This window comes from Rhodothermales bacterium (assembly GCA_017643395.1).
Taxonomy (GTDB): Bacteria; Bacteroidota; Rhodothermia; order Rhodothermales; family UBA10348; genus JABDJZ01.
In genome coordinates, this window is record JAEPNP010000002.1 from 495,357 (window position 1) to 516,429 (window position 21,073).

Sequence of the window (21,073 nt, forward strand, 5' to 3'; positions counted from 1 at the left end):
GCCCCGAATCTAGCCCACGAACCGCTTGGTGACGCACGTGTCTAAGCGGCCCTCCATGGCCGAATTGCTGACCATATCACCCGCCGGACTGTACTGCGAGGCCGGCGACTTTCACATCGACCCCTGGAAGCCGGTTGCGCGCGCCGTGATCACGCACGGACACTCGGACCATGCTCGACCCGGGTCGGCGGCATACCTGACTGCAGAGCGCGGTGTAGCCATCGTCGAGGCGCGTACCGGGGGAGCCGTTGAGGGCATCGCCTACGGGGAGTCGCAGCGGATGGGCAACGTGACACTCAGCCTGCATCCTGCCGGGCATATTCTGGGATCGGCCGTGGTGCGTGTCGAACGCGACGGCGAGGTCTGGGTGGTGACCGGAGACTACAAAGCCGACCCGGATCCGACGTGCGCACAATTTGAACCGGTGCGCTGCCATACTCTGATCACCGAGTGCACATTTGGGTTGCCGATCTACCGCTGGCCGGATGCGTCCGAGGTGTTCGCGCAGATGAACGCATGGTGGCGCGCCGCGGCGGCGGAGGGCAAGACCGCCGTGGTGTTTTCATACGCCCTGGGCAAGGCGCAGCGTGTGCTGGCGGGCGTGGATGCTTCCATCGGCCCGATCCGGACCCACGGGGCGGTCGAGGCCATGAATGATCGGTACCGGTCGGCAGGAGTGGCCCTGCCACCGACGTCGCCGGTCATGAGCGGCCGGGTAGAGCCGGGCTCGCTTGTGATTGCGCCGCCAAGTGCCGGACGATCGCCCTGGATGCGCCGCCTCGGCGACACAACTACCGCGTTTGCCTCGGGCTGGATGATGGTGCGCGGTCGGCGCAGACAGCGAAGCGTGGACCGGGGGTTCGTACTGAGCGATCATGTGGACTGGCCCCAGCTACTGGATGCGGTGGCTGAGTCCGGTGCGGAGCGCGTCCTTCCGACGCACGGCAACACCGAGGTTGTCGCGCGCTGGTTTCGGGAGCAGGGGCTGGAATCGCAGCCCCTGCCGACGCGATTCAGCGCCACGCCGGAGGACGACGAGGAGTGAAGCGATTCGCCGAGCTGTACGCCGCCCTGGACGCCACCACGAAGACGAACGAGAAGGTGGCGGCCATCCGTGCATACTTCGAAGTAGCGCCGCCGGAGGACGCCGCCTGGGCCGTGTATTTCCTGTCGGGAAAACGGCCAAAACGACTTGTGCGCAGCCGCGACCTGCGCGCCTGGGCCACCGAAGCCGCAGGGATTCCCGATTGGCTGTTCGCGGAGTCGTACAGCGCGGTGGGTGACTTCGCGGAGACGGTGGCCCTCCTCCTGCCCGCCGAGGGCCAGGGCGACTCTCCTGCGTTGCATCGGATGATGTCCGAGCGCATCCTTCCGCTGCGCAACATGCTGGAGGATCAGCAGAAGACGGCGCTCATGGTGCTATGGGCATCGCTGGGCCGGACCGAGCGTTTTGTCTTCAACAAACTCATCACCGGTGGCTTCCGGGTGGGAGTTTCGCGCAAGCTCATGGTGCGAGGGTTGGCCGAGGCATCCGGGATTCCGGCCGAGGTGCTGCTCCACCGGCTCATGGGCCACTGGGAGCCGACCGCGGAGTTCTTCAACCGGCTGGTGGACCACAATACGGATGATGCGTCTGTAAGCAGGCCATACCCGTTTTGCCTGGCACACGCTCTGGAGAAGCCGGTGGAAGAGCTAGGGGCGGTGACTGTCTGGCAGGCTGAATGGAAATGGGACGGGATCCGGGCCCAGGTTGTCGTTCGTGGCGGACAGGTATACATCTGGTCACGTGGGGGCGAGCTGATCACGGACGCCTATCCCGAGGTGGTCGAGGCGGCGTTCCGGCTACCGGAAGGCACCGTGCTGGACGGCGAACTCCTGGCCTGGAATAACGGCGTGCTGCCGTTTGACCAGATGCAGCGGCGAATAGGCCGCAAGAAGGTCGGCCCGAAGCTGCGCAAAGAGGTGCCGGTCGTGCTGTTGGCATACGACCTGCTGGAGGCAGACGGCGAGGATCTCCGTGCGGTGGCTTTGAGTGACCGCCGCGCACGGTTGGAGGCGCTGCTGGGCGTCTGGCCGGATCCTCACCTTTCCACTTCCGATGTGGTTCGGGGGCAGGACTGGTCCGACCTGGCCGCGTTTCGCGCCGAAAGCCGGGACCGTGGCGTCGAGGGACTGATGCTCAAACGCCTGGATGGCCCCTACGCAGCCGGACGCCCCACCGGCCTGTGGTGGAAATGGAAAATTGCTCCACGCACCGTGGACGCCGTGCTCATATATGCTCAGCCCGGCCACGGAAAACGCAGCGGCCTCTACACCGACTACACCTTTGCAGTGCGAGACGGTGACGCCCTTGTGCCTTTTGCCAAGGCTTACTCCGGGCTCTCGAATGAGGAAATCCGGGAGGTCGATCGCTTCGTGCGCCGCAACACGGTGGAGCGATTCGGCCCGGTCCGCAGCGTGAAGCCGGAACTGGTGTTCGAGATTGCTTTCGAGGGTATCTGGCGCTCGAAACGGCACAAGTCGGGCATCGCGGTGCGATTTCCGCGCATGGCACGCTGGCGACGGGATCTGGGCCCTGCGGATGCCGATTCGTTGGCCGATCTGGAATCGATGTTGGGCAACGCGCATGCATAGTCCGGTCCGGCCCCTCGGCTACTATTTGCGCATGATGCTTGTCGCGTATGCGGTCTGGGCTGCCCTGTTTATCGGAATAGGGATCCTGACGGCGGATCTACCGGGCTACGACCTCCGCATCGGCCTCGACCACGCGATTCCGCTCTGGGAGTGGACGGTGTGGATCTACAGCTTCTGCTACATCATCCCCGTGTTTGCCGTGCTCGCCGTGCAGGACGGACATCGTCTGAACAGGCTACTGGTAGCCGTCTTCGTCTCGACCCTGTCGGCGGCCGTGGTCTACGCGGCGGTGCCGGTCATCTACCCGTATCCCGAGATCGCGGACACCGTGTCGGGCCGATTCCTGGCCTGGCAGGTGGCGCTGGACTTTGAGCCAGGCGGCAACAAGTTGCCCAGCCTGCACGTCGCCAACGCGTTCCTGGTGTGGCTGGCCGTGCGATCCCGCGGCCGCGCGTGGTCCTGGGCGCTCCTGGCCGCGGCCGTGATTATTTCGGCCTCTACACTGACTACCAAGCGGCATCTGGTGGGCGATGTGGTCCTGGGCACGGCCTGGGCCTTCTGGGCCTGGTGGGCGTCGGGCATTCTGCACCGCCGGTGGTTTGATCGTGGGGTACCGGGGCGCGAGAGTTTGCTGAAGCGGGTCGGTATGCTGCGTTCGTGATGTCCCGCCGGTCGGTCATATCGCTGCTCGGCGTCCTGATCCTGGTGGCACTGTACCTCGTTCAGGTTTCCTCCGGGCCGGGCGACATCGAGACGGCGTTTGAGGCTGGACAGTCCGATGTGTGGCTTTCCGGCGAGGGCACGGTCGTGCGGACCCTGCCCGACGACAACGAAGGATCGCGCCACCAGCGCTTCATCGTGGAGTTGGCCTCTGGTCACACGGTGCTCGTTTCCCACAACATCGATCTGGCTCCCCGCCTGGACGGGCTCGAGGTCGGAGACCTTGTGTCCTTCCACGGCGAATACGAATGGAACGACCGCGGTGGGGTCATTCACTGGACACACCACGACCCCGACGGGCGACGCATGGGTGGCTGGGTCGAGTTTGAGGGACAGCAGTACCGGTAGGTCCGGCGTGAATCGAAATCCGGGCATCTCCGTAGACGGCTCGACCACACACTCCTCCCTCCCGTCATGTCCGACTCCCGCCGCTACAGCGAAGAGGCCATCGCCGAAATATTCCGCCAGGCCGCCGAAGCGCAGGCCGATGCGCGGAATCGTGCGGGCGCACCCGACGGGCTCACGCTGGAGGAGATCCAGGAGATTGGCGCTGAAGCAGGCCTTTCACCAGAGTTCGTGCGCAAGGCGGCCGAGCGGCTGCACACCCAGGTCCGGACAGACCCCGCTCCTTCCTTGTTTGGCCTCGACATCGGCGTGGCCCGTAGCGTCGATCTGCCCGGGCGCGTGACCGAGGCCCAGTGGCACGACCTCGTTGGAGACCTCCGGCACACATTCCGCGCAAAAGGCAAGGTCCACGAACACGGCGCGTTCAAGGAGTGGTCGAACGGTAACCTGCATGTGATGCTCGAGCCGAACGGCGACAAACATCGCCTTCGCATGCGAACCATGAAGCAGACGTCCCGTGACCTCATGTTCGGCGGGGTGACGGTGGGTACCATGGGCCTGCTCTTCATGCTCTTCATTTTGACCGTGCGGGGTGCTGCCGATCCTGATGCCCTTGTTACGGCTCCGCTCTTCATCGGGGGCATCATCATGGCCGCCATTGGCTACCTGCAGCTTCCTCGCTGGTCTGAGACGCGTAGCCTCCAGATGGAGGACATCGCTCGGCGGGCGGTGGAGCGCATGCAGGATCACGCTGAACAGGCGGCGAATCGGGAGGCATTGCCGGCGGCTGAGGCCGACGCCGAGCCCCTGCTGGAGATGGAGGATGCGGAGACTGAGCCGGCGATGGAGCCGAGGAGGCTTGGACGGGAGCGGTCGTAGGGAGTCGCGGATTTGTTAACGCGATGTGAGAGGACGTGCCGGGATGGGTGAATGCAACCTGGGCGGGGATACACTGTTACGAAAGCTCAGCCTTGTCCCTCTGTTAGGAAGGGAATGACCATGACACCGACCACGATCTCTCTCCTGCAGCGGGTCCTGAGCCTGAGCGACCGCGATCGAGCCATCTTCGCCGATATGCTCGTCCAGAGTCTTTCGGGCTTGGAGCCGGCCAAGGTCGAAGATGCATGGTTGGCGGAGGCCGTGCGCCGGGCCGAGGCAATTGACCGTGGCGAAGAGACCACCGTTCCCTGGGAAGAAGTGAGGGAACGGCTACATGCACAAATCAGGGACTCCGGAGCTTAGACTCTCCCGGCAGGCTGAGCGCGACCTGAATTCAGCTACCGCATGGTACCTGGCAGACTCACGGTCGGCCGCTGCCAGCTTTGTTGAGCAGGTCGAGCAGGCTTTCAGGCTAATCCTGGAGTTCCCCAACGTTGGAGTGCCCTTGGCGACCGGTTACCGGAGAAGCAATCTCCAGGCATTCCCGTACGCCGTCATCTACCGGGTTACCTCTGATGCGGTCGAGGTTCTGGCCGTCGCCCATCACCGTCGGATGCCGGGATACTGGAGAGGACCCGAACCGGAACCATAGAGGTCATGCTAGTCCCGCTCGCGTCCTTCCCTCACAAGCTCCACAATCTCCTCTCGCGTTAGGCCCGCGTCGATCGCAGGGACGTCCAATGGAGAACACTCGCTGACAACCGGGCGAAGGGAGAACTCGGTACCGTCTCGTCTCTTGATCCGGATCTCTCCGTCTTCGGAGGCCTGATCGAGGACCGAGGCCAGCTGCTGGCGCGCTTCTGAGTACGTGTACACTCTCATTTTAGACCTCTAGGAGTGAGATTCCCAGTTCGGCGGCTACTTCACGTTGCCTGCCATCCAGCGTCAGGAGTGGCGCCCTGTACTGCCGCGCGCACTGAAGGACGTAGGCATCGTATGCGTAGATCCTTGCGCGGACTGCCAGTTTAAGCGCCTCTCCGTGATCAATGTCCGGGGTCCGGATTGCGATCGTCTCGAAGATGGCCAGCGCTTTGGAGACCTGCCGGGCTGAGAGGCGGCCCCTCTTCAGCGCTGCTGACAACGCATTTCCAATCTCGAACGGGTTTCTACCTCTGACCCTGTGAGGACCTTCGCATAACCCCGGCCGAGTAGTGCACGCGGAACCGTAGCTACACGCGGCGCATTGTTGCTACGTCCGTTACACAACCAGCCTTTGGCCCCTCTAGAGATGAAAAAGGAAGACCAGGTCTGGTTTGGTATGCGTCTGACGCCCGAAGAAAAATCGCGGATCAAGCGGCTCGCCCTGCTGCAGGGAATCTCGGCGAAGGCCGCGTTGCTGGACCTCGTCGATCGCGAACTCGAACGGATCGATGGGCAGAAAGGCACATTCTTCGAAGGGATCGAGGACCTCATCGGGTCGGTCGAAGGGCCGGGCGACCTCTCCACGAACCCGAAATACATGGAAGGCTACGGGGAGGATATTGACCCTTATTGATGCCGGTCCACTTGTCGCGCTTCTCGACCACAGGGATCAGCGCCACACCTGGGCCAAACACACCTTGCGCTCGCTTCAAGCGCCCTTGCTCACTTGCGAGTCCGTGATCTCGGAGTCCCATTTCCTCCTACGAGCACGAACCCATGACGGCTGTGAGCGCCTGAACGCTCTGCTGGAACGGGGCAAGATTGAGGTCCGATTCTCCTTTGCGGATCACCGGGCGGTGGTGCTCAATCTCATGGCTCGCTACAGCGACGCGCCGATGTCATTCGCGGACGCCTGCCTTGTCCGGATGGCCGAACTCGCTCCGTCCCGAATCATCACCATGGACCGTGGCTTCGAGCGCTTCCGAACGAGTGATGGCCGGCGACTCCAGCTCATGACGCCCTGACCCCCTACCGCCGCACCGGCCGAAACTTCTGTACCCTCTTGTACTGATCCACCTCGGTCGTGTACACGTTCCCGTGCGCGTCCATCGCCAGGTTGTGCAACCAGCCGAACTGTCCGGCCTGCCGGCCGCCGCGACCAAAAGACCCGACCACCTCCAGGCTCGAGCGCAGCAGCACCCACACGGTTTGATTGGTGCCATCCGGCACGTAGAGATAGGTCTGGTCGGCATCGCGTGAGAGCTCGATGTCCCAGACACTGCCCATCGCCCGGGTATTGGGGGCCACGAAGCCTTCTTGCAGGAACTCTCCGTCCTTGGTGAACACCTGGACGCGGTTGTTCACGCGGTCGGCCACGTACACCTTGCCGTCGTCCGCAATGCGCACACCGTGCACGGGGCTGCGGAAGGACTCCTGGTCCTGTCCGGGCTCCCAAGCGGGCAGATCATCATCGTGGGGCTCCGCGCCATACGCTCCCCAGTGACGCTTGTAGGCGCCGGTCTCTGCATCGAACACCACGATACGACGATTCCCGTAGCCGTCGGCGATGTACGCCTCGCCGCCAACGACCGCGATGTCCGCGGGCTGACCGAGCAGGGTCTGGCTGTCGGAGCCTCCGGTCTCGCCCCACTCCCCGATCTGGAGCAGCTTCTTCCCATCCGGCGTGAACTTCATCACCACCTGGTCACCGCCACCGTTGGAGCCGATCCAGATGTTGCCGTCCGGATCCACGACCAGCCCGTGCTCAGAGCGGGGCCACCGCATTCCGGAATCCGGTCCGCCCCAGGCACGGAGCACATCGCCCTCCGGAGAGAACTGAATCACAGACGGTGCTGGCCGACAGCACGACGAAATCGGCGGATCCTGAACCAGTCCGGCCTCCCGCGCAGAAAGCGTCAGCGGCCGCTGCAGCACCCAGATGTTGCCGTCGGCATCGACATCCACGCCCGATGCCTGCCCCAGAATCCAGTTGTTGGGCAGCGGCTTGGGCCACGAAGCATCCACCTCAAAGGAGGTCGGCGCCTGGATGACGGAAGGCGCTGCATGGTGCGCCACGTCCATCATGTTGACGATCGTGTTCGTGAGCGTGCCGAGGTGCTCGATCTCCACATCGATCTCGTCACCGTGCTCCATCACACGGCGCGCACCCTGCACGCGACCGACCGTGCCTGTAAAGATCAGGTCCCCGGGCTGCAGGGTCATGTACCGGCTGATGTAGGAAATCAGGTTCGGCACGCCGTTGGCCAACTCAGTCGTGCGTCCGGTCTGGACAACCTCTCCGTTCAGTCGCACCTCCACACCCAGGTCCAGGTAATTCACGCCCGTCACAATCGCCGGGCCGATGGGCGCCCAGGAGTCGGTGCCCTTTGAAATAAGTCGCGTCGGGTGGTCCAGTCCCGCGCGCTCGCCATACCACGTGTTCTCGCTGAAATCATTGCCCACCGTCACGCCGAAGATGTGGTCCATGGCGTCGGCCTCCGGGATGTGTCGCCCGCCCTTGCCGATCACGAGCACCAGCTCGCCCTCGTAGTTCAGGTTACCGGCCTCCTCGGGCAGCTCAACCGCATCACCCGGACCCCGCAGACTGGTCGGCATCTTGGCGAACCAACGCGGATTCGGCACCGGACCCGTGCGTCCCGCTCCGCGCGTATTGACCGCCACGCCGATCACTTTCGGCACCTGGGCAGGATCGATCGGACTCAGCAGCTTGACCGCCGACACCGGGAAGGTGCGCCCAGTGCGCGTGCCCGGCTCCAGCACGTTGTACCCGGCATGCTCGTACACGGTCTCGCCTACCAGCTCCCCGTACGCGAGCGTCTCTCCGGCCTGGAATCGCACATAATGACGGGCATCCTGCGCTTGAGTGGGCAGCACCAGGACCAAAAGTAGCAGAATCGCAGGGAGGGACTTCATCGGGCGATGGGGTCTTGAGTGGGTGTCGGCTATTCGGGGAGGGCGAGTGCGACAATGCGCGCCGTCACATCCGGCGCGTCTGCCACGGACAGCAGGATGTACTGGCGCCCGTTGTGCATGTAGCTCATGGGCGCCGTGTTCGTTGTGGCCGGGATGGAGAGCCGTGCCACCTCCTCTCCTGTCGCCTTGTCGAGTGCATGGAGGACCGGGTCTCCGGAGCGACCCTCGCCGTAATACAGCAGCGACTTCGTCACCAACACATTGGCGTGACTACGTTTGCCGGTAACCGGGAGATCGACGCCCTGTAGAGCAGGGTGGTCTTTGACGGATTGAGGCGTATCGCCATTCGGGATACTCCAGGCCAGCGTGCCGTCATTCAGGTTCAGCGCGACAATCGAGCCCCACGGCGGCCTGAGCAGAGGCAGGCCCTGCGGCCCGCGGATGCCGCCCGGGCCCAGTGAGACGTAGGCCGACTCGGAAGGCCCGCGGATGGTGCGCTCCCGGCCCGGGATCAGCGCAATCACACTGTGACCGCGCTCAGTAGCGACGTAGAGCATGCCTGTCTCGGGATCAACGGCCGAGCCGCCAGGGATGTTTGCGCCCCCGTTGGCGCCCGGCACGACAAACGTGCCGCTGGTCCCGTCTTCGTGATCCGCCAGCGACGGAGGCGTGTACAGCGGACCCATGCGATAGCGGGAGGCCAGTTCGCGGGCCTGCTCCTTGATCTCCGGCGTGAAGTCGATGAGGTCGTCATCGGTGATACCCTGCAGCTCAAACGCTGGCGGCTTCGTCGGGAAGGGCTGCGTAGGCGACGCCACCTCACCCGGCGCATCGGAAGCGGGCACGGGGCGCTCTTCCATCGGCCAGACCGGTTCGCCCGTTTCGCGATTCAGCACGTAGGCAAATCCCTGTTTGGTGGTCTGGACGACGATGGGCACCACGGCCCCATCGACCGTGACATCCATCAATTTGGGCGCATTCGGCGTGTCGTAGTTCCAGACGTCGTGATGCACCATCTGGAAGTGCCAGCGGCGCTCACCCGTCTCGACATCCAGGGCGATGAGGCTGGTTCCGTACAGGTTTTGTCCCAGCCGCTCGCCGCCGTAGTAGTCGTTGGTGGGCGTGTCGGTCGGGATGTAGACGAGTCCGAGCTCGGAATCAGCGCTGAGCGGGGCCCAGGCCGAGACGTTGCCGGTGTAGCGCCAGGAGTCGCCCTCCCAGGTGTCGTTGCCGAACTCACCTTCCTGTGGCACCACGTTGAAGCGCCACTTCATCATGCCTGTGCGTGCATCGTACCCGCGGATGTGTCCCGGCACGTTCTCCTTCCGGTCCGGGTAGTAGCCGCGGTCGTGTGAGTTACCGACCACGATCACCCCGTTGACCACGATCGGCGGACTGGATGAGGTGATGTCGCCGGAGTCCAGGATTCCGCGGTCCGCATCGACCGGATAGTCCCCCATGCCCAGGTGCAGATCCACCATGCCGTTCATGCCGAAGTGCGGCACGGGCTGCCCCGTCACGGCGTCCAGCGCCACCATGTAGTAGCCGGCCGTGATCAGGTAGATCGTGTCCCGGCCATCCACCGTGGCAAAGGCCACGCCCTTGCCGTAATTCTTGCGGGTCGAGGCCTCCCAGCGTGGATTCTCCCGCATGCGCCACATCCAGAGCGTTTCACCGGTTTCCGGATCCAGGCAAACCACCGTTCGGCGCTCTCCTGCGACGGTGTAGAGTTTGCCGTTGGCGTAAATGGGGGTGGCGCGATAAATGTATTGGGTGTTCGGCCCAAAATTGTTGGCGTGCCATGTCCAGGCCACTTCCAGGTCAAGGAAGTTGTCCGCGTCGATCTGGTCCAGCGGGGCATACCGCGTGGATCCTTCGTCAGCGCCCCAGTGCGTCCACTCCACCGCCTGGGCCTGGGCCCCGGCGACCATGGTGACGCACATTGCAATAACGGAAGTAAGCCGGGTCATGGCAGGCCTCCGGTCGAGTCGGGTTGAGGGGATTCGATGAGCACGAGCTTGAGTCGGCGGGTCGATGCGGGAAGCGCCTCGGCGCCCTCCGGAAGCCCGTTCAATCGGAGCAGGAACGCGATGACCGCGGCATATTCACTGCCCTTCAGGCTGCCCGGCGAGTCTTCCGGCATCGTGTTTCGGATATCGCGAAAGAGCGCATCGGCCGTTTGCCCGGACCACGACTCCAGGAAGGTCTCCTGAAAGTCGGCGGGCTGGTGGCACTCCCCGCATCGCACCTCAAAAAGCTCGAGGCCACGATCGGCCTGTTCGGTCGTGAATACGCCGGTACGTGTGGAAACCGGCTGGGGATCTTCGTCCTGCGCGCGAGAGGGAGTCGCCAGCAGGAGCGCCGCGGCCGCAAAGGCCGCCAAACGGAGGGAAGGGCGCAAACGTCTTCAGGGGTTGGCTGCCCAAATGTAGACGGAGCGCGGGATCGAGAACAGAGGGGAGCCGAGACGTGGGGTGTTGCGTAGTGATTAGCACCGTCCTCTATAAGGTGCTGGCAAGATGAACAACTCTACCGAACGGTTCGTGACGGACAATCAGGGAAATCGTGTCGCGGTGTTAATCGCGATGGATCGCTACACCGAGCTACTGGAGGCGTTCGAAGAACTCGCAGACATCAGGGCCTACGATCAGGCCAAGTCCTCTGGAGACGATGCCATCCCGTTTGAGGAGGCCGTCAGGGAGATCGAGTCGACGTCATCCGGGTTGTGACAGTCGTGGACTTGGGACATCGTAGAGAGATCTATCGGTAGCAAATGAAACGCACAGCCCTGGTCACCGGCGCAAACCGCGGCATTGGCTTTGAACTCTGCCGCCAACTCCGCGACGTCGGCCACAAGGTCTGGCTCAGCGCCCGCAACCCGGAGGCCGGTATGGCCGCAGCTGACGAGCTTGGCGTTCAGTTCGTGCGCCTTGACCTCGCGGACCCGGGGAGCATCCGGGAAGCACGCTCGGTGGTCGGCCCCGTGGACATCCTGATCAACAACGGGGCGATCCTCGAGAGTGGCGACCTGCTCTCGGTCACCGGCGATGCCATCGAGCGCTCGGTGCGCATCAACCTTGAGGGCGCAATCCACTGCATCCGCGCATGGGCCCCTGATATGGTGTCGCAGGGCTGGGGGCGCATTGTCAATGTTTCCAGCGGCTGGGGATCGTTCGACGATGGACTCGGCGGACCGATGGCCTATTCGGTGACCAAGGCAGCTCTGAACGCCCTGACGGTCAGCGCCGCACGCACGCTCCCACCCGAGGTCAAATGCAATGCCATCTGCCCCGGCTGGGTACAGACCGACATGGGGGGCGCGGGCGCGTCCCGGACAGTCGAGCGTGGTGCTGCAAGCGTGCTGTGGGGTGCTACCCTACCGGATTTCGGGCCCACCGGCGGATTCTTCCGGGACGGCCGGCGGATTGCGTGGTGATCACCCCCCGCTCCGATACCGGATCGCGGTCCACCCAGCCAGCGCAAGCGTAAGCACGGACAGTCCGGTCACGGTCGTTACAAAGGAGACCTTCAAGCCTCCGGCAAGCATGGCCGGGCTGACCCCGCCCATCGCCTCGATGGCATCCAGCGCAGAAATCAGGCCCAGCGTCTGCCCAAGAATTCCCCACACCGCGGCGAACACGCCCACGTGCAGGAGTAGCGCGGTCCGGCGGGCGTCGGGCTTTACGAACCCGGCGATGATGAGGCCGATTACCGCCAGTAGGAGGAGCGTGAGCGGCACCATGAACATGGGTCCGCCGGTGTTGATGAGTTCGAACATGGGAGTCGCGTAGTGTGATGACCCCAACCTAGCACGACGCCCCTGAAATCGGATGGCCAGGCGGGCGTCATCCACCGACGCCCACCCGTAGTTCATCGATTCAGGCCACTGAGGGACGTCCGCAGCCCTAGTTTGCGGTCATGAAACGGGCGATGGGCTGGGCCGCATTCTGGGCGCTCGCAGCCACCTTCTACATTCAGTATTTCGGGCGCGAGGGTGCCGATGTCTTTCGCATCGCACTCCCTCTCCTGGCAGTAGCCTTTGCTACCGAGCTCACCATCGGCGGCGTGCTGCTGCCCCGCTACCTGCTGCGCGGCCATCGCACCGAGTTTCTGGTGTACACCTGCTACACCGTGGTTCTGAGCTTCTGGCTTGTGCTGGGTCTCGTGGTCGGCGAGTTCATGGTTGCCGGCTACCGGATCGACGCCATGAGTCCTGCCGCACTGGACCGTACCGGGCTGCTCATGGGCGTGTACGTCGTCGTGGCGGTCGCTCTCTGCATTCGCCTGATCGGCCACTGGGACGGACTGCAGGCTGAACTGGCGGGCTCGCAACGGGCGGCCAAGCCGCTCGAGATTCAGGTGGACCGCCGGACCGTGCGGCTGGCGCCGGAGCGCATCGCCTGGCTGGAGAGCGCGGGTGACTACGTGCTGGTCAATACGGACGACGGCCAGCACATGACCAAGGCCCGGCTTGGACAACTGGCGGCCCGGCTCGAAGACGCAGGCTTTCTGCGCGTGCACCGCTCGTTTGTCGTGCGTCGGGACGCGGTGGATGTGGTCTCGGCTACCGAACTGCAGATCAGGGGAACGACCATACCGGTGTCACGCACCTACCGGGAGGCGGTCAGAGAGGCACTGGGTTCCTAGCGTGTCCGGGGGTGCCCGGCGTGGCGAGGGGTGCCTGCCTGAGCAGGCTGCCCGGCATCGCGCGGGGTGCCCCCGTCTCGCTCACGCGACAAGCAGCCGGATCCTGCGCTCCACGAGCGACTCTAGCAACGGCAGGGCCTGTCGCTCGGTGTCCCACTGCTCCACCGACGCATCGCCGGCCGCCGTGATGACGAGCGTGATGCCTCTCGACCCCCAGTCTGCTACCTCGACATTGGTGACGTTTCCGTTGCGCCCCCGCTCCAGGTACTCTGCCACCCGCAGAAAGGCGGCGAGCCAGCGCAGCGTCACCCGGTCCTCGTTGGTGAGCAGCCTCCGGAAAACCCCCGGTGTTGGCGTTCCCTTCCGGTGATAGCGCGTCAGGAGCGCAATGATCGCCGTCTGCCGCGCCGTGAAGCCCGGCAGGCCGTTCATCACCACCAGCGACTGTGAATGATGGTGATGATCGTGATAGCCGAGAACGGTGCCGACATCATGCAGCACGGCGGCGGCCTGCAGCAGTTCGCGCTCCTCCGGGCCGAGGCCGGCTTCCGCATGGAAGTCCTCAAAAAGCTGCAATGCCAGGTGGGCCACCCGGTCGGCGTGGTCCCGGCGCACCTTGTAGCGGCGTGCCAGGCTGTTCACCGAGAAACTGCGCAACCCCGGGCCGGTCGGCGGGGTCCCCGCAAAGAAGTGCTCCAGGAGTAGCCCCTCCCGAAGCCCATTGACGCTCGTGTGGCAGACTTCCGTCTCCAGGAGCATCATCAGCTCCTGCAGCACGATCGCGCCGGCGGGGAGAATGTCGGCCCGATCCGGATTGAGGCCGGGGATGCGCGCCCGCTTGTTTCGGGGCACGGACAGAAACCGGTTCACGAGTTCGTCCACGCGGGCGCGCTCGATCTGAAACCCCCGAAGCGTGGGCATGGGCCAGTTCTGGCGCGCGTGTTCGATGTAGCCCAGATTGCGGATCGAGCCACCCAGGCCGGCGAGTCTATGGCCCTCCGTCAGGGGCGTCAACCACGAACACGCGGCGAACCGAGTCCGGATTTCAGCACGCAGCGCATCCACCTGTTCGGGCGATGGGGGGTCTTCTGCCAGAAACGCCTCGGTCAGTCGCAGCGCACCCAGCGGGAAGGAGGTGCCGTCCTGCCAGCGGCACTGCACGACACGGCTTACCTGGGCACTGCCGCCGCCGATGTCGACGACCAGCCCATCGTCCATGGGGACCTCTGCCAGCAAACCAAGCGCCCCGTATCGAGCCTCGTCCGCAGGGCTCAGCACGCGCAGGGTCCAGCCGGCGGCATCGTGCGCCCGGGCCAGGAATTCGGGACCGTTCGCGGCATCGCGCACGGCGCTCGTGGCCGTTGCAATCACGTGGTCCACGCCCACGCTGTCGCAGAAGTGCCGGAAGAGGCGAAGTACGGCGATGCCTCGGTGCATCGCGGCGCTGGACATGCCGTCCTCATCCATGCCGGCGCGGAGCCGAACCACTTCCCGGATTTCATCCTCGAGGAACCACGATTCCCCATCCAGAAGCCGAAAAATCACAAGGCGGCCCGTATTGGACCCCATGTCGACGACGGCTACGCGGGTGTTGCTCAATTGGGTGTGCAGTGGTTGCGCGCAATCTACGGGCGAACCCTGAAATGGCTATTGCCGTAGACGCGGCAAACCTCCCGAAAGCATGGAAGACCTCCTCCGGTATATGTTCGCCTACTTCTGGGTCTGGATTCCCATCCTGGGTATTCTGGCAGGCTCGTTCAGCGAGTGGCTGAAGCACAAGGAGAAGCTCGCCAAGCTCGGTCAGTCAACAGGCGATCTGGAGACGGAGGTGGATTCCCTCAAGTCCGAGCGCGCCGACCTGATTCGGCGCCTTCAAAACCTCGAGGCCATCGTGACCCACGAGGTCTGGGAAGCGCGCCAGGAAAAGGATCCGGTGAGACGCGCCGCCAGAATCGATGAGGCCCTGCTGGAGGTTGAGCCCTCAGATGCAGAGCGGGCAGCGAAACTGGCGGGTAGGCTCAGGAGCTGAGTTACAGGTTCGGCGCAAGGGTCCTCTAACAGGGAAACCATCCATGGGACTCGAGGTATGTCCAGAAACCCTGTACATGTTTTGCCGCAAGACGTTACCTATACCTATGCCAGGGCACATCTGGCCAAGCTATGGGACGAGGCGATCGCCGAACGCGAGCCTGTCATCATCCACCGTCGCGGAAAGGAAAGCGTAGCACTGATCCCGGTCGATGAGTTGGACAGCATTCAGGAAACGGCTCATCTCCTCCGCTCGCCAGCCAATGCACAGCGCCTCTTCACTGCGCTGACACGGTCCCACCGGGAGCAGCTCCCGGCACAGGACCCCGGGGATCTGGCCAAGTCCCTGGGACTGTGAACGCGGCCCGGGAGGCCGTCTTTCACCCCGAGTTTCGGGAGGATCTCTCCTGGTGGATTGAGAAGGATCGGCGCACCGCGATTCGGCTGATGAAACTGGTGCAGGAAATCCTGAGGGATCCGTTCTCAGGCCTCGGAAAACCCAAGCCGCTGCGCCACACAGATGGCACCGTCTGGTCCAGACGGCTGACGCAGGAGCACCGCCTGGTGTATCGGGTCATCGGCCACCGGATCGAGTTCCTACAGGCGCGATACCATTACTAGCGGCCGCTAGCGCCTTTCAAAGTAGACCACCCCTCCGGACACGCCGCCCATCACAAGGTCCTCATCCCCGTCCCCGTCCATGTCGGCAAATTCCGGGGACACCAATACCGGGGTCGGTACGTCGAGCGCCCCGCGCGCGGTGAATTCCGGGACCATGGGCGTTCCGGAGTTTTCAAACACCAGGATGCCGTCCAGTTCGGAGCCGATGAACAGGTCAAAGTCGCCGTCGCCGTCCCAGTCGCTGAATGCCGGTACGCTTCGGCGACCGATATCGATCTCCAGGTACTCGTCCGAAACCAGCTGGAAGTCGGGCGATGTGGTCGTGCCTTCATTCCGGTAGAAGTTGATGGTACCGGACGCCTCCCCCACGAACAGGTCCAGGTCTCCGTCTGCATCGATGTCCACAAGGCGCGGCGACGAGTTGGAGCCCCGGGTCAGCTGGATGTACTTGGCTGCGACGTAGGTGTATTCGCCATCGTCGTTCCGGAAGTAGGCAATGTCCCGGTTCCACTTCCCCACCAACAGGTCCAGGTCACCGTCCCCATCCAGGTCTCCGGGGGCGACCGTCTGGTGAAACGTGTCGGCCAGCGCGACAATGCCGTCCTCACGGTACACGCCGCCCTCGTTGCGCCACACATACACCCGGCCCGCGCTGTTGTCGTCGGGCTCAATCTTGTTGGCCAGCGTGAAGTCCAGATCGCCGTCACCGTCCACGTCGAACACACGCGGCACCGAATCGGAGCCGACATCGATCATCGGAATCAACTGGGACGTACGCGTTTCGAACCGCTCCGGCTCAGTCTGCTCGAGGTAGTACAGGTTCTCGACTGTCGTGGAATTCGCGTTGAACGCTCCTCCCAGCACACCGACGGCCATGTCCATGTCCCCATCGCCATCCACATCGGCGGCGCTGGGCGCATTGTAGCCACTGGTCTCGATGGGGTCATTGAGCGGGAAGGGCGCCGGCTCGCCGCGCATCGACGCCTGGCCGCAGCTGCCACGATTCCGGATGAGGAGCACGCCGGCTTCGAAGAAGTCCCCCCAGAAGAGGTCCTGATCGCCGTCTCCGTCCACATCACCGAAGGTCATGGTATTGGCGCCATGCCTGGACTGTCGTTCGCCAATGATCTCGATATCCTCAAACCGCTCGGTCACGAGATCAAAGCGCGGCACGCGTTCGGAGTCGTAGCCGATGGACTCGAACCGCTTGATCATGCCGGTGACCAGCCCGACGAAGAGGTCGATGTTGCCGTCACAGTCGATGTCGACCAGATTCGGGATGTTCTGCCGGTCGGCGAACAGCGGCCGTCCGTCTGCCGTGCGCAGCGTGTCTACCGCGAGCGTGAATTCGGGCGATGCGGCCGTGCCCTCATTTCGGAAGTAGCGGATGTGGCTGAAGCGCTGTTCGGCCAGCAGATCCTGGTCGCCGTCCTGGTCCAGATCAACGAACCGGTACCACTCGCCGATGTCCAGATTCTGGTAGTGGTCGGTACGCCAGACATAGCGGTCCTCGGAGCGCTCAAAAAACCGCAGCATACCCGACTCTTCCTGGATGAAGAGGTCCAGGTCTCCGTCTGCGTCGATGTCCACGTACTGCGGACGAGGCACGTTGAAACCACCCAGGAACGGCTGCAGCAGTGTTTCACCATCGGCACGCTGAATCGTGACCGGTGCCACATCGCGCGTCCACATGGGCGCCTCTTCAGCGTCGGGCTGCAGCACTACCGGGCCGCCCGAGCAACCTGCAAGAATCAGAAGAGCGGCGGCGAGTCGTTTCATCGGCTGACGCCGCGGCTGCCGACCCCGCTGGGAAGATTGCCGATGTGAAACACCTTGACGATCTCATTGGTCGCGGTGTCGATCACGGTCACCATCCCGTGACCTGAGTGATCCATGGTTGCCCCGGGCGACATGTCCATGGGCGCGCCCGTGTTCTGCTGAGAGACGTACAGGAAACGGCCGTCCGCTGACAGGGCGGAGCCGTGGGGCTGCGCCATGCCCTGGCCCTCTATGACCGTGACGACGCGCATCTCCTGCGTATCAACCACCGTTACGGCATCGGCGCCTTTGTTCGGCACGAACGCGTGACGGCCGTCCGCGGCATACACCGGGTGCCAGGGGCGGTCTCCGACGTCGATCGTACCGCGGATGCTGACTTCAGGGGCATTGGACAGGTCCAGGAAGAAGAGTCGGCTGGTCAGTTCACCACCGGCGATGGCAGACTGCCCGTCCGGAGCGATCGCGAACTGAACGAGGGAGTGAATCTCGCCGGGCAGTTCCATGAAGACCCCATCGCCCGATTCCTGGTCCAGAACGATCATTCGGTTCTCCGCAAGGCTCGCCGAAAGCACGAAGTCTCCGTCCGGGGTCACGGCCAGTGCGTGGGGGCGGGGGAAAAAGATGTCGACCTCATCGACTTCCATGGTGCTGCGCTCGATGACGCCGATGCTCTGCGGCGGGTTGACCGCGCTCATGGAGCGCCCCACATACAGGAGGTCATCGCCGGCGCTGAGCTGCAACATGCCCGGTACCTGGAATTCCGCGGTGCCAACCACCTCGTTGTCGCGGTTGAACTTGAGAACACGATTGGCGCTGATCATCGAGAGATACCAGTACGAACCGTCGGGCTCGACCGCCACGTGGTGCGGCTTGGCATTCTCGGGGTAGCCGAGCTCGGTCAGGTCGACGGTATCGACAATCTCGTTGGTCGCCGCGTCGATCACGGTGACCTTGGCCTCGCCCTGGTTGCACACGTAGATGTAGTCCGTGTCGACTACGGTTGTGACGGTCTGTGCGGATGACGCGCAGCCGAGCAGCAGGCAGACCAGGAGCAGAGCAGACGTAAGGGTAGCTTTCATTTCAGGGGCAGCCGTGTTGTCCGTCTGAAAACGTGGGGCAGACGGAGAAAGATGCAGGAATGGCGACGGGCGGCCGGTGCGATTTTAAGGAAGACGGATCCGCCCCACCAGTGCGGAATTGGGTCGGACGTGGAAGTCCCCTCGCCAAACTGTCCGGATTGCTCATGCGCTGCGGAATCGCTCGGCAGAATTCCGGACACGCATGTCTTCGGGGGCTTGTTCAGCGAAGAGGTGGTGCCTGGCGGACATCTATATCGCTGTAAGACATGCAGCCTGGGGTTTCGACACCCGGTGATGACTCGCGCGCAGCTGGCGGAAATGTACCAGACCGTCGACCCGGCCCTGTGGGCCTACGAGCCCCAACAGCGATCCGACTGGGTGCTCACTCGAGCGTTTCTCCCGTCCTCGGCGGCTCACCTCGACGTCGGCTGCTTCGATGGTGCGTTTCAGCGCTGGCTCGGCGTATCCGACCTGGCATTCGGCATAGAGATCAACGCCGGCGCTTCGGACAGGGCACGGCGATCCGGCATCACCATTCTGGGGGCCACGGCAGCCGACCTGCCCGAGCATGCACGATTCGACGCCATCACGGCTTTCGACGTGATCGAGCATGTGCATGACCCATTGGCGTTCGTCAGATCCCTTGCGAACCACCTCAATCCCGGCGGCCGGCTGATCCTGAGCAGCGGCAATCTGGACGCTCCAAGCTGGCAGGTCATGGGCGCGGCCTATTGGTACTCGGCTCTGGCCGAGCACCTCTGCTTCATCAGCCCGAAATGGAGCGCCAACGCGGCATCGGCGTCCGGTCTCCTGCTCGAAGAAGTGATTCCTTTTTCCCACGCAGGTGAAGCTTCGCTCACGAAGCGAGTGGCGGAAGTCGCCAAGAACCTGCTCTATCGTGCTTCACCCCACTTTTCTGTCTGGCTCCGCAAACGAGGCATGGGAGAGTACGACCTGGATCAGTACCCCGGGATGGCGCTCTATCCTCCCATCTGGCTCACAGCCAGGGATCAGATTCTCGTTGTCATGCGGCAGCCTGCGTGACCTCACCACGCTCCCTCACCGCCTCGATGCCTCCGAGAACCCCCATCGTGCATCCAATCATGAACATGGAATCATTCACGTACAGGGGGTTCGATGTGATGGCTGCCACGGCGTAGGCCGCGAGCACCGAAAAGCCTGCCAGCGCAAACACGCGGCGCCGCATGGGAAGGGCCGAACTGCGATAGCTGCGCACGCCGGACCGCATTGCTGCACCCCAGACGTACACCACCATGAGGAATCCCCACAGGCCGAATTTGAAGAACAGGCCCACGTAGGCGTTGTGCAGGAAGGAGGTAACGTGGGTGAAGGGCGGCAGGTAGCTCAGGTCCCAGAATCCGAACTGGAAACCCATCCCGTAGCCGAGAATCGGATTCTGCTTCACGAGCTCCATGACGACCGCTGTTTCGCGCCATCGGTTCACCAGCGAGATGTCTTCGGTGGCCGCAGACCCGATCGAAAGCACCCGGTCCAGGATGCCGGTGGCCACGAGCACAAAGACATCGCCAAGCACGAGGTAGGCTACGCCGACCAGACCGATCAGCGAAATCATCCCGGTTGAGATCAGTTGCCGACGCTGGCGTCCCGGAAGGACCAGCATCAACACCGCGCTGGCCGCAGCGAACGCGATCCAGTAGCCACGGGTCTGCGACAGAACGAGGCCGGCGAGGTTGATGGCGAATACGGCCGCCGAGAACCACTTTTCGCGCGTGTCCTTCGTGTGCAGATAGAGCAGCAGGGCCCCGAACAGCGGGATCAGCAACAACGACGCATTGACAACCGTGCGACCGGTGGTGACCTGCCAGGCATAGTTGGCCTGGATCAGGATCTGCTGGTAATTGACGAAGTTGCGCAGCAGGACATAGGTGATCACCAGCATCATCGCAGCGAGCACGACGGTCAGTCCGTACCGGTGTCGCTGCACCGCCTCCCGAACCGGGAAGTACAGGGCGAAAAAGGACAGGCTCAGCCACTCTCCGATATAAAATCGGATGCTGCCGCCGAACAGCCAGGTCAGTCCGACCGAAGCGGTGGCTAGGATCAGAAACACCAGCAGGACGCGCGCCATGCGCCCTTCGATCACGCCCTCCTGGTACAGGAATCCCCTCGTGAGAAACCAGTGGCCCAGGAACGCCAGATAGTACAGACCCCACAACACCTCACTCGACTGGGTGCCGTCCTCGTACCCCATGATCACGATGAAGCTGACGATCAGCGTGAACAGGTTCAGCAGCGGGCGCTGGAACCAGTACCACCCGAGCGCCCCAGCCAGCATCAGACCCGCCAGGTAGGGCAGGAGCGTTGGGCCGGACCAGACGAGGAAAACGATGATCAGCAGGCCCAGCGACAGCCCCCCCGCCAGTGCCAACCGACCGAGTCGTGGCACCACCCATCGCGGATCGGCGATGCGGCGCGTTGTGTTGACGAGAACTTCGTTGGGCAAG

General features: G+C 63.6%; 26 protein-coding genes. 16 read left to right on the forward strand and 10 right to left on the reverse strand.

Annotated features, from left to right (window positions below; all coding sequences use genetic code 11):
* Window positions 1-37: 37 nt before the first annotated feature.
* From JJ896_10350 to JJ896_10380, 7 genes are all read left to right on the forward strand, one after another.
* Window positions 38-1,045: a ligase-associated DNA damage response exonuclease gene (locus JJ896_10350; GenBank protein MBO6780041.1), complete on the forward strand. Its 1,008-nt coding sequence runs from the start codon at window positions 38-40 to the stop codon at window positions 1,043-1,045.
* The gene (locus tag JJ896_10355) at window positions 1,042-2,634 is read left to right on the forward strand and encodes an ATP-dependent DNA ligase (GenBank protein MBO6780042.1); all 1,593 of its coding nucleotides are present in this window, start codon (window positions 1,042-1,044) and stop codon (window positions 2,632-2,634) included. Before JJ896_10350 ends, JJ896_10355 begins: the two co-directional genes overlap by 4 nt.
* Window positions 2,627-3,295, forward strand: a complete 669-nt coding sequence (locus JJ896_10360; GenBank protein ID MBO6780043.1) for a phosphatase PAP2 family protein — start codon at window positions 2,627-2,629, stop codon at window positions 3,293-3,295. The genes JJ896_10355 and JJ896_10360 overlap by 8 nt, the downstream gene beginning before the upstream one ends.
* Window positions 3,295-3,702: a DUF3465 domain-containing protein gene (locus tag JJ896_10365; GenBank protein ID MBO6780044.1), complete on the forward strand. Its 408-nt coding sequence runs from the start codon at window positions 3,295-3,297 to the stop codon at window positions 3,700-3,702. Before JJ896_10360 ends, JJ896_10365 begins: the two co-directional genes overlap by 1 nt.
* A 66-nt stretch (window positions 3,703-3,768) precedes the next feature.
* Window positions 3,769-4,578, forward strand: a complete 810-nt coding sequence (locus JJ896_10370) for a hypothetical protein (protein MBO6780045.1) — start codon at window positions 3,769-3,771, stop codon at window positions 4,576-4,578.
* Between the two features lie 120 nt (window positions 4,579-4,698).
* Window positions 4,699-4,941 (forward strand): addiction module protein, encoded by a 243-nt coding sequence (locus JJ896_10375; GenBank protein MBO6780046.1) that lies wholly within the window; start codon window positions 4,699-4,701, stop codon window positions 4,939-4,941.
* Window positions 4,913-5,230 (forward strand): type II toxin-antitoxin system RelE/ParE family toxin, encoded by a 318-nt coding sequence (locus JJ896_10380; protein ID MBO6780047.1) that lies wholly within the window; start codon window positions 4,913-4,915, stop codon window positions 5,228-5,230. The genes JJ896_10375 and JJ896_10380 overlap by 29 nt, the downstream gene beginning before the upstream one ends.
* 8 nt (window positions 5,231-5,238) lie before the next feature.
* Here the strand turns inward: JJ896_10380 and JJ896_10385 are convergent, their stop codons facing one another.
* Both JJ896_10385 and JJ896_10390 read right to left on the reverse strand, forming a co-directional pair.
* A complete protein-coding gene (locus tag JJ896_10385; protein ID MBO6780048.1) occupies window positions 5,239-5,460 on the reverse strand; it encodes a type II toxin-antitoxin system Phd/YefM family antitoxin in 222 nt (73 codons plus the stop codon).
* 1 nt (window position 5,461) lies between these two features.
* Window positions 5,462-5,719 carry a type II toxin-antitoxin system VapC family toxin gene (locus JJ896_10390; protein MBO6780049.1) on the reverse strand — a complete coding sequence of 86 codons (258 nt, stop codon included), beginning with the start codon at window positions 5,717-5,719 and terminating at the stop codon, window positions 5,462-5,464.
* A gap of 147 nt (window positions 5,720-5,866) precedes the next feature.
* On the opposite strand from JJ896_10390, the gene JJ896_10395 reads away from it, so the two are divergent.
* Both JJ896_10395 and JJ896_10400 read left to right on the forward strand, forming a co-directional pair.
* Window positions 5,867-6,133, forward strand: coding sequence for a hypothetical protein (locus JJ896_10395; GenBank protein ID MBO6780050.1), 267 nt, complete (start codon window positions 5,867-5,869; stop codon window positions 6,131-6,133).
* Window positions 6,134-6,197: 64 nt separating this feature from the next.
* Window positions 6,198-6,524 carry a hypothetical protein gene (locus tag JJ896_10400; protein MBO6780051.1) on the forward strand — a complete coding sequence of 109 codons (327 nt, stop codon included), beginning with the start codon at window positions 6,198-6,200 and terminating at the stop codon, window positions 6,522-6,524.
* 4 nt (window positions 6,525-6,528) lie between these two features.
* Here JJ896_10400 and JJ896_10405 read toward each other — a convergent pair whose 3' ends face one another.
* The 3 genes from JJ896_10405 to JJ896_10415 are packed head-to-tail and all read right to left on the reverse strand — an operon-like array spanning window position 6,529 to window position 10,834.
* Window positions 6,529-8,433, reverse strand: coding sequence for a fumarylacetoacetate hydrolase family protein (locus JJ896_10405; GenBank protein ID MBO6780052.1), 1,905 nt, complete (start codon window positions 8,431-8,433; stop codon window positions 6,529-6,531).
* A gap of 29 nt (window positions 8,434-8,462) precedes the next feature.
* Window positions 8,463-10,403 (reverse strand): PQQ-binding-like beta-propeller repeat protein, encoded by a 1,941-nt coding sequence (locus JJ896_10410; protein ID MBO6780053.1) that lies wholly within the window; start codon window positions 10,401-10,403, stop codon window positions 8,463-8,465.
* Window positions 10,400-10,834 carry a hypothetical protein gene (locus tag JJ896_10415; GenBank protein MBO6780054.1) on the reverse strand — a complete coding sequence of 145 codons (435 nt, stop codon included), beginning with the start codon at window positions 10,832-10,834 and terminating at the stop codon, window positions 10,400-10,402. The genes JJ896_10410 and JJ896_10415 overlap by 4 nt, the downstream gene beginning before the upstream one ends.
* Window positions 10,835-10,952: 118 nt before the next feature.
* Between JJ896_10415 and JJ896_10420 the strand changes: the two genes are divergently transcribed.
* Both JJ896_10420 and JJ896_10425 read left to right on the forward strand, forming a co-directional pair.
* Complete coding sequence (locus JJ896_10420) at window positions 10,953-11,162, forward strand: hypothetical protein (GenBank protein MBO6780055.1); 210 nt, start codon at window positions 10,953-10,955, stop codon at window positions 11,160-11,162.
* 44 nt (window positions 11,163-11,206) lie between these two features.
* The gene (locus JJ896_10425; protein ID MBO6780056.1) at window positions 11,207-11,869 is read left to right on the forward strand and encodes an SDR family NAD(P)-dependent oxidoreductase; all 663 of its coding nucleotides are present in this window, start codon (window positions 11,207-11,209) and stop codon (window positions 11,867-11,869) included.
* On the opposite strand, the gene JJ896_10430 is transcribed toward JJ896_10425, so the two are convergent.
* A complete protein-coding gene (locus JJ896_10430) occupies window positions 11,870-12,211 on the reverse strand; it encodes a MotA/TolQ/ExbB proton channel family protein (protein ID MBO6780057.1) in 342 nt (113 codons plus the stop codon). It lies immediately after the preceding gene.
* 140 nt (window positions 12,212-12,351) lie between these two features.
* Here JJ896_10430 and JJ896_10435 point away from each other — a divergent pair, with 140 nt between their 5' ends.
* The gene (locus tag JJ896_10435; GenBank protein ID MBO6780058.1) at window positions 12,352-13,080 is read left to right on the forward strand and encodes a LytTR family transcriptional regulator; all 729 of its coding nucleotides are present in this window, start codon (window positions 12,352-12,354) and stop codon (window positions 13,078-13,080) included.
* An 81-nt stretch (window positions 13,081-13,161) separates the two neighbouring features.
* On the opposite strand, the gene JJ896_10440 is transcribed toward JJ896_10435, so the two are convergent.
* Entirely contained in the window at window positions 13,162-14,679 is a 1,518-nt protein-coding gene (locus tag JJ896_10440; protein ID MBO6780059.1) for a Ppx/GppA family phosphatase, read from the reverse strand.
* Between the two features lie 82 nt (window positions 14,680-14,761).
* Here JJ896_10440 and JJ896_10445 point away from each other — a divergent pair, with 82 nt between their 5' ends.
* The 3 genes from JJ896_10445 to JJ896_10455 are packed head-to-tail and all read left to right on the forward strand — an operon-like array spanning window position 14,762 to window position 15,729.
* Window positions 14,762-15,109 carry a hypothetical protein gene (locus tag JJ896_10445; protein MBO6780060.1) on the forward strand — a complete coding sequence of 116 codons (348 nt, stop codon included), beginning with the start codon at window positions 14,762-14,764 and terminating at the stop codon, window positions 15,107-15,109.
* A gap of 57 nt (window positions 15,110-15,166) precedes the next feature.
* A complete protein-coding gene (locus tag JJ896_10450) occupies window positions 15,167-15,466 on the forward strand; it encodes a type II toxin-antitoxin system Phd/YefM family antitoxin (protein MBO6780061.1) in 300 nt (99 codons plus the stop codon).
* Complete coding sequence (locus JJ896_10455; GenBank protein ID MBO6780062.1) at window positions 15,463-15,729, forward strand: Txe/YoeB family addiction module toxin; 267 nt, start codon at window positions 15,463-15,465, stop codon at window positions 15,727-15,729. The genes JJ896_10450 and JJ896_10455 overlap by 4 nt, the downstream gene beginning before the upstream one ends.
* Window positions 15,730-15,735: 6 nt before the next feature.
* On the opposite strand, the gene JJ896_10460 is transcribed toward JJ896_10455, so the two are convergent.
* Together JJ896_10460 and JJ896_10465 are read right to left on the reverse strand one after the other, a co-directional pair.
* A complete protein-coding gene (locus JJ896_10460) occupies window positions 15,736-17,508 on the reverse strand; it encodes a VCBS repeat-containing protein (GenBank protein MBO6780063.1) in 1,773 nt (590 codons plus the stop codon).
* Window positions 17,505-18,587 carry a YncE family protein gene (locus JJ896_10465; GenBank protein ID MBO6780064.1) on the reverse strand — a complete coding sequence of 361 codons (1,083 nt, stop codon included), beginning with the start codon at window positions 18,585-18,587 and terminating at the stop codon, window positions 17,505-17,507. The genes JJ896_10460 and JJ896_10465 overlap by 4 nt, the downstream gene beginning before the upstream one ends.
* A 294-nt stretch (window positions 18,588-18,881) precedes the next feature.
* On the opposite strand from JJ896_10465, the gene JJ896_10470 reads away from it, so the two are divergent.
* The gene (locus JJ896_10470) at window positions 18,882-19,631 is read left to right on the forward strand and encodes a class I SAM-dependent methyltransferase (GenBank protein MBO6780065.1); all 750 of its coding nucleotides are present in this window, start codon (window positions 18,882-18,884) and stop codon (window positions 19,629-19,631) included.
* Here the strand turns inward: JJ896_10470 and JJ896_10475 are convergent.
* A complete protein-coding gene (locus tag JJ896_10475) occupies window positions 19,612-21,072 on the reverse strand; it encodes an O-antigen ligase family protein (protein ID MBO6780066.1) in 1,461 nt (486 codons plus the stop codon). The genes JJ896_10470 and JJ896_10475 overlap by 20 nt on opposite strands.
* Window position 21,073 lies beyond the last annotated feature (1 nt).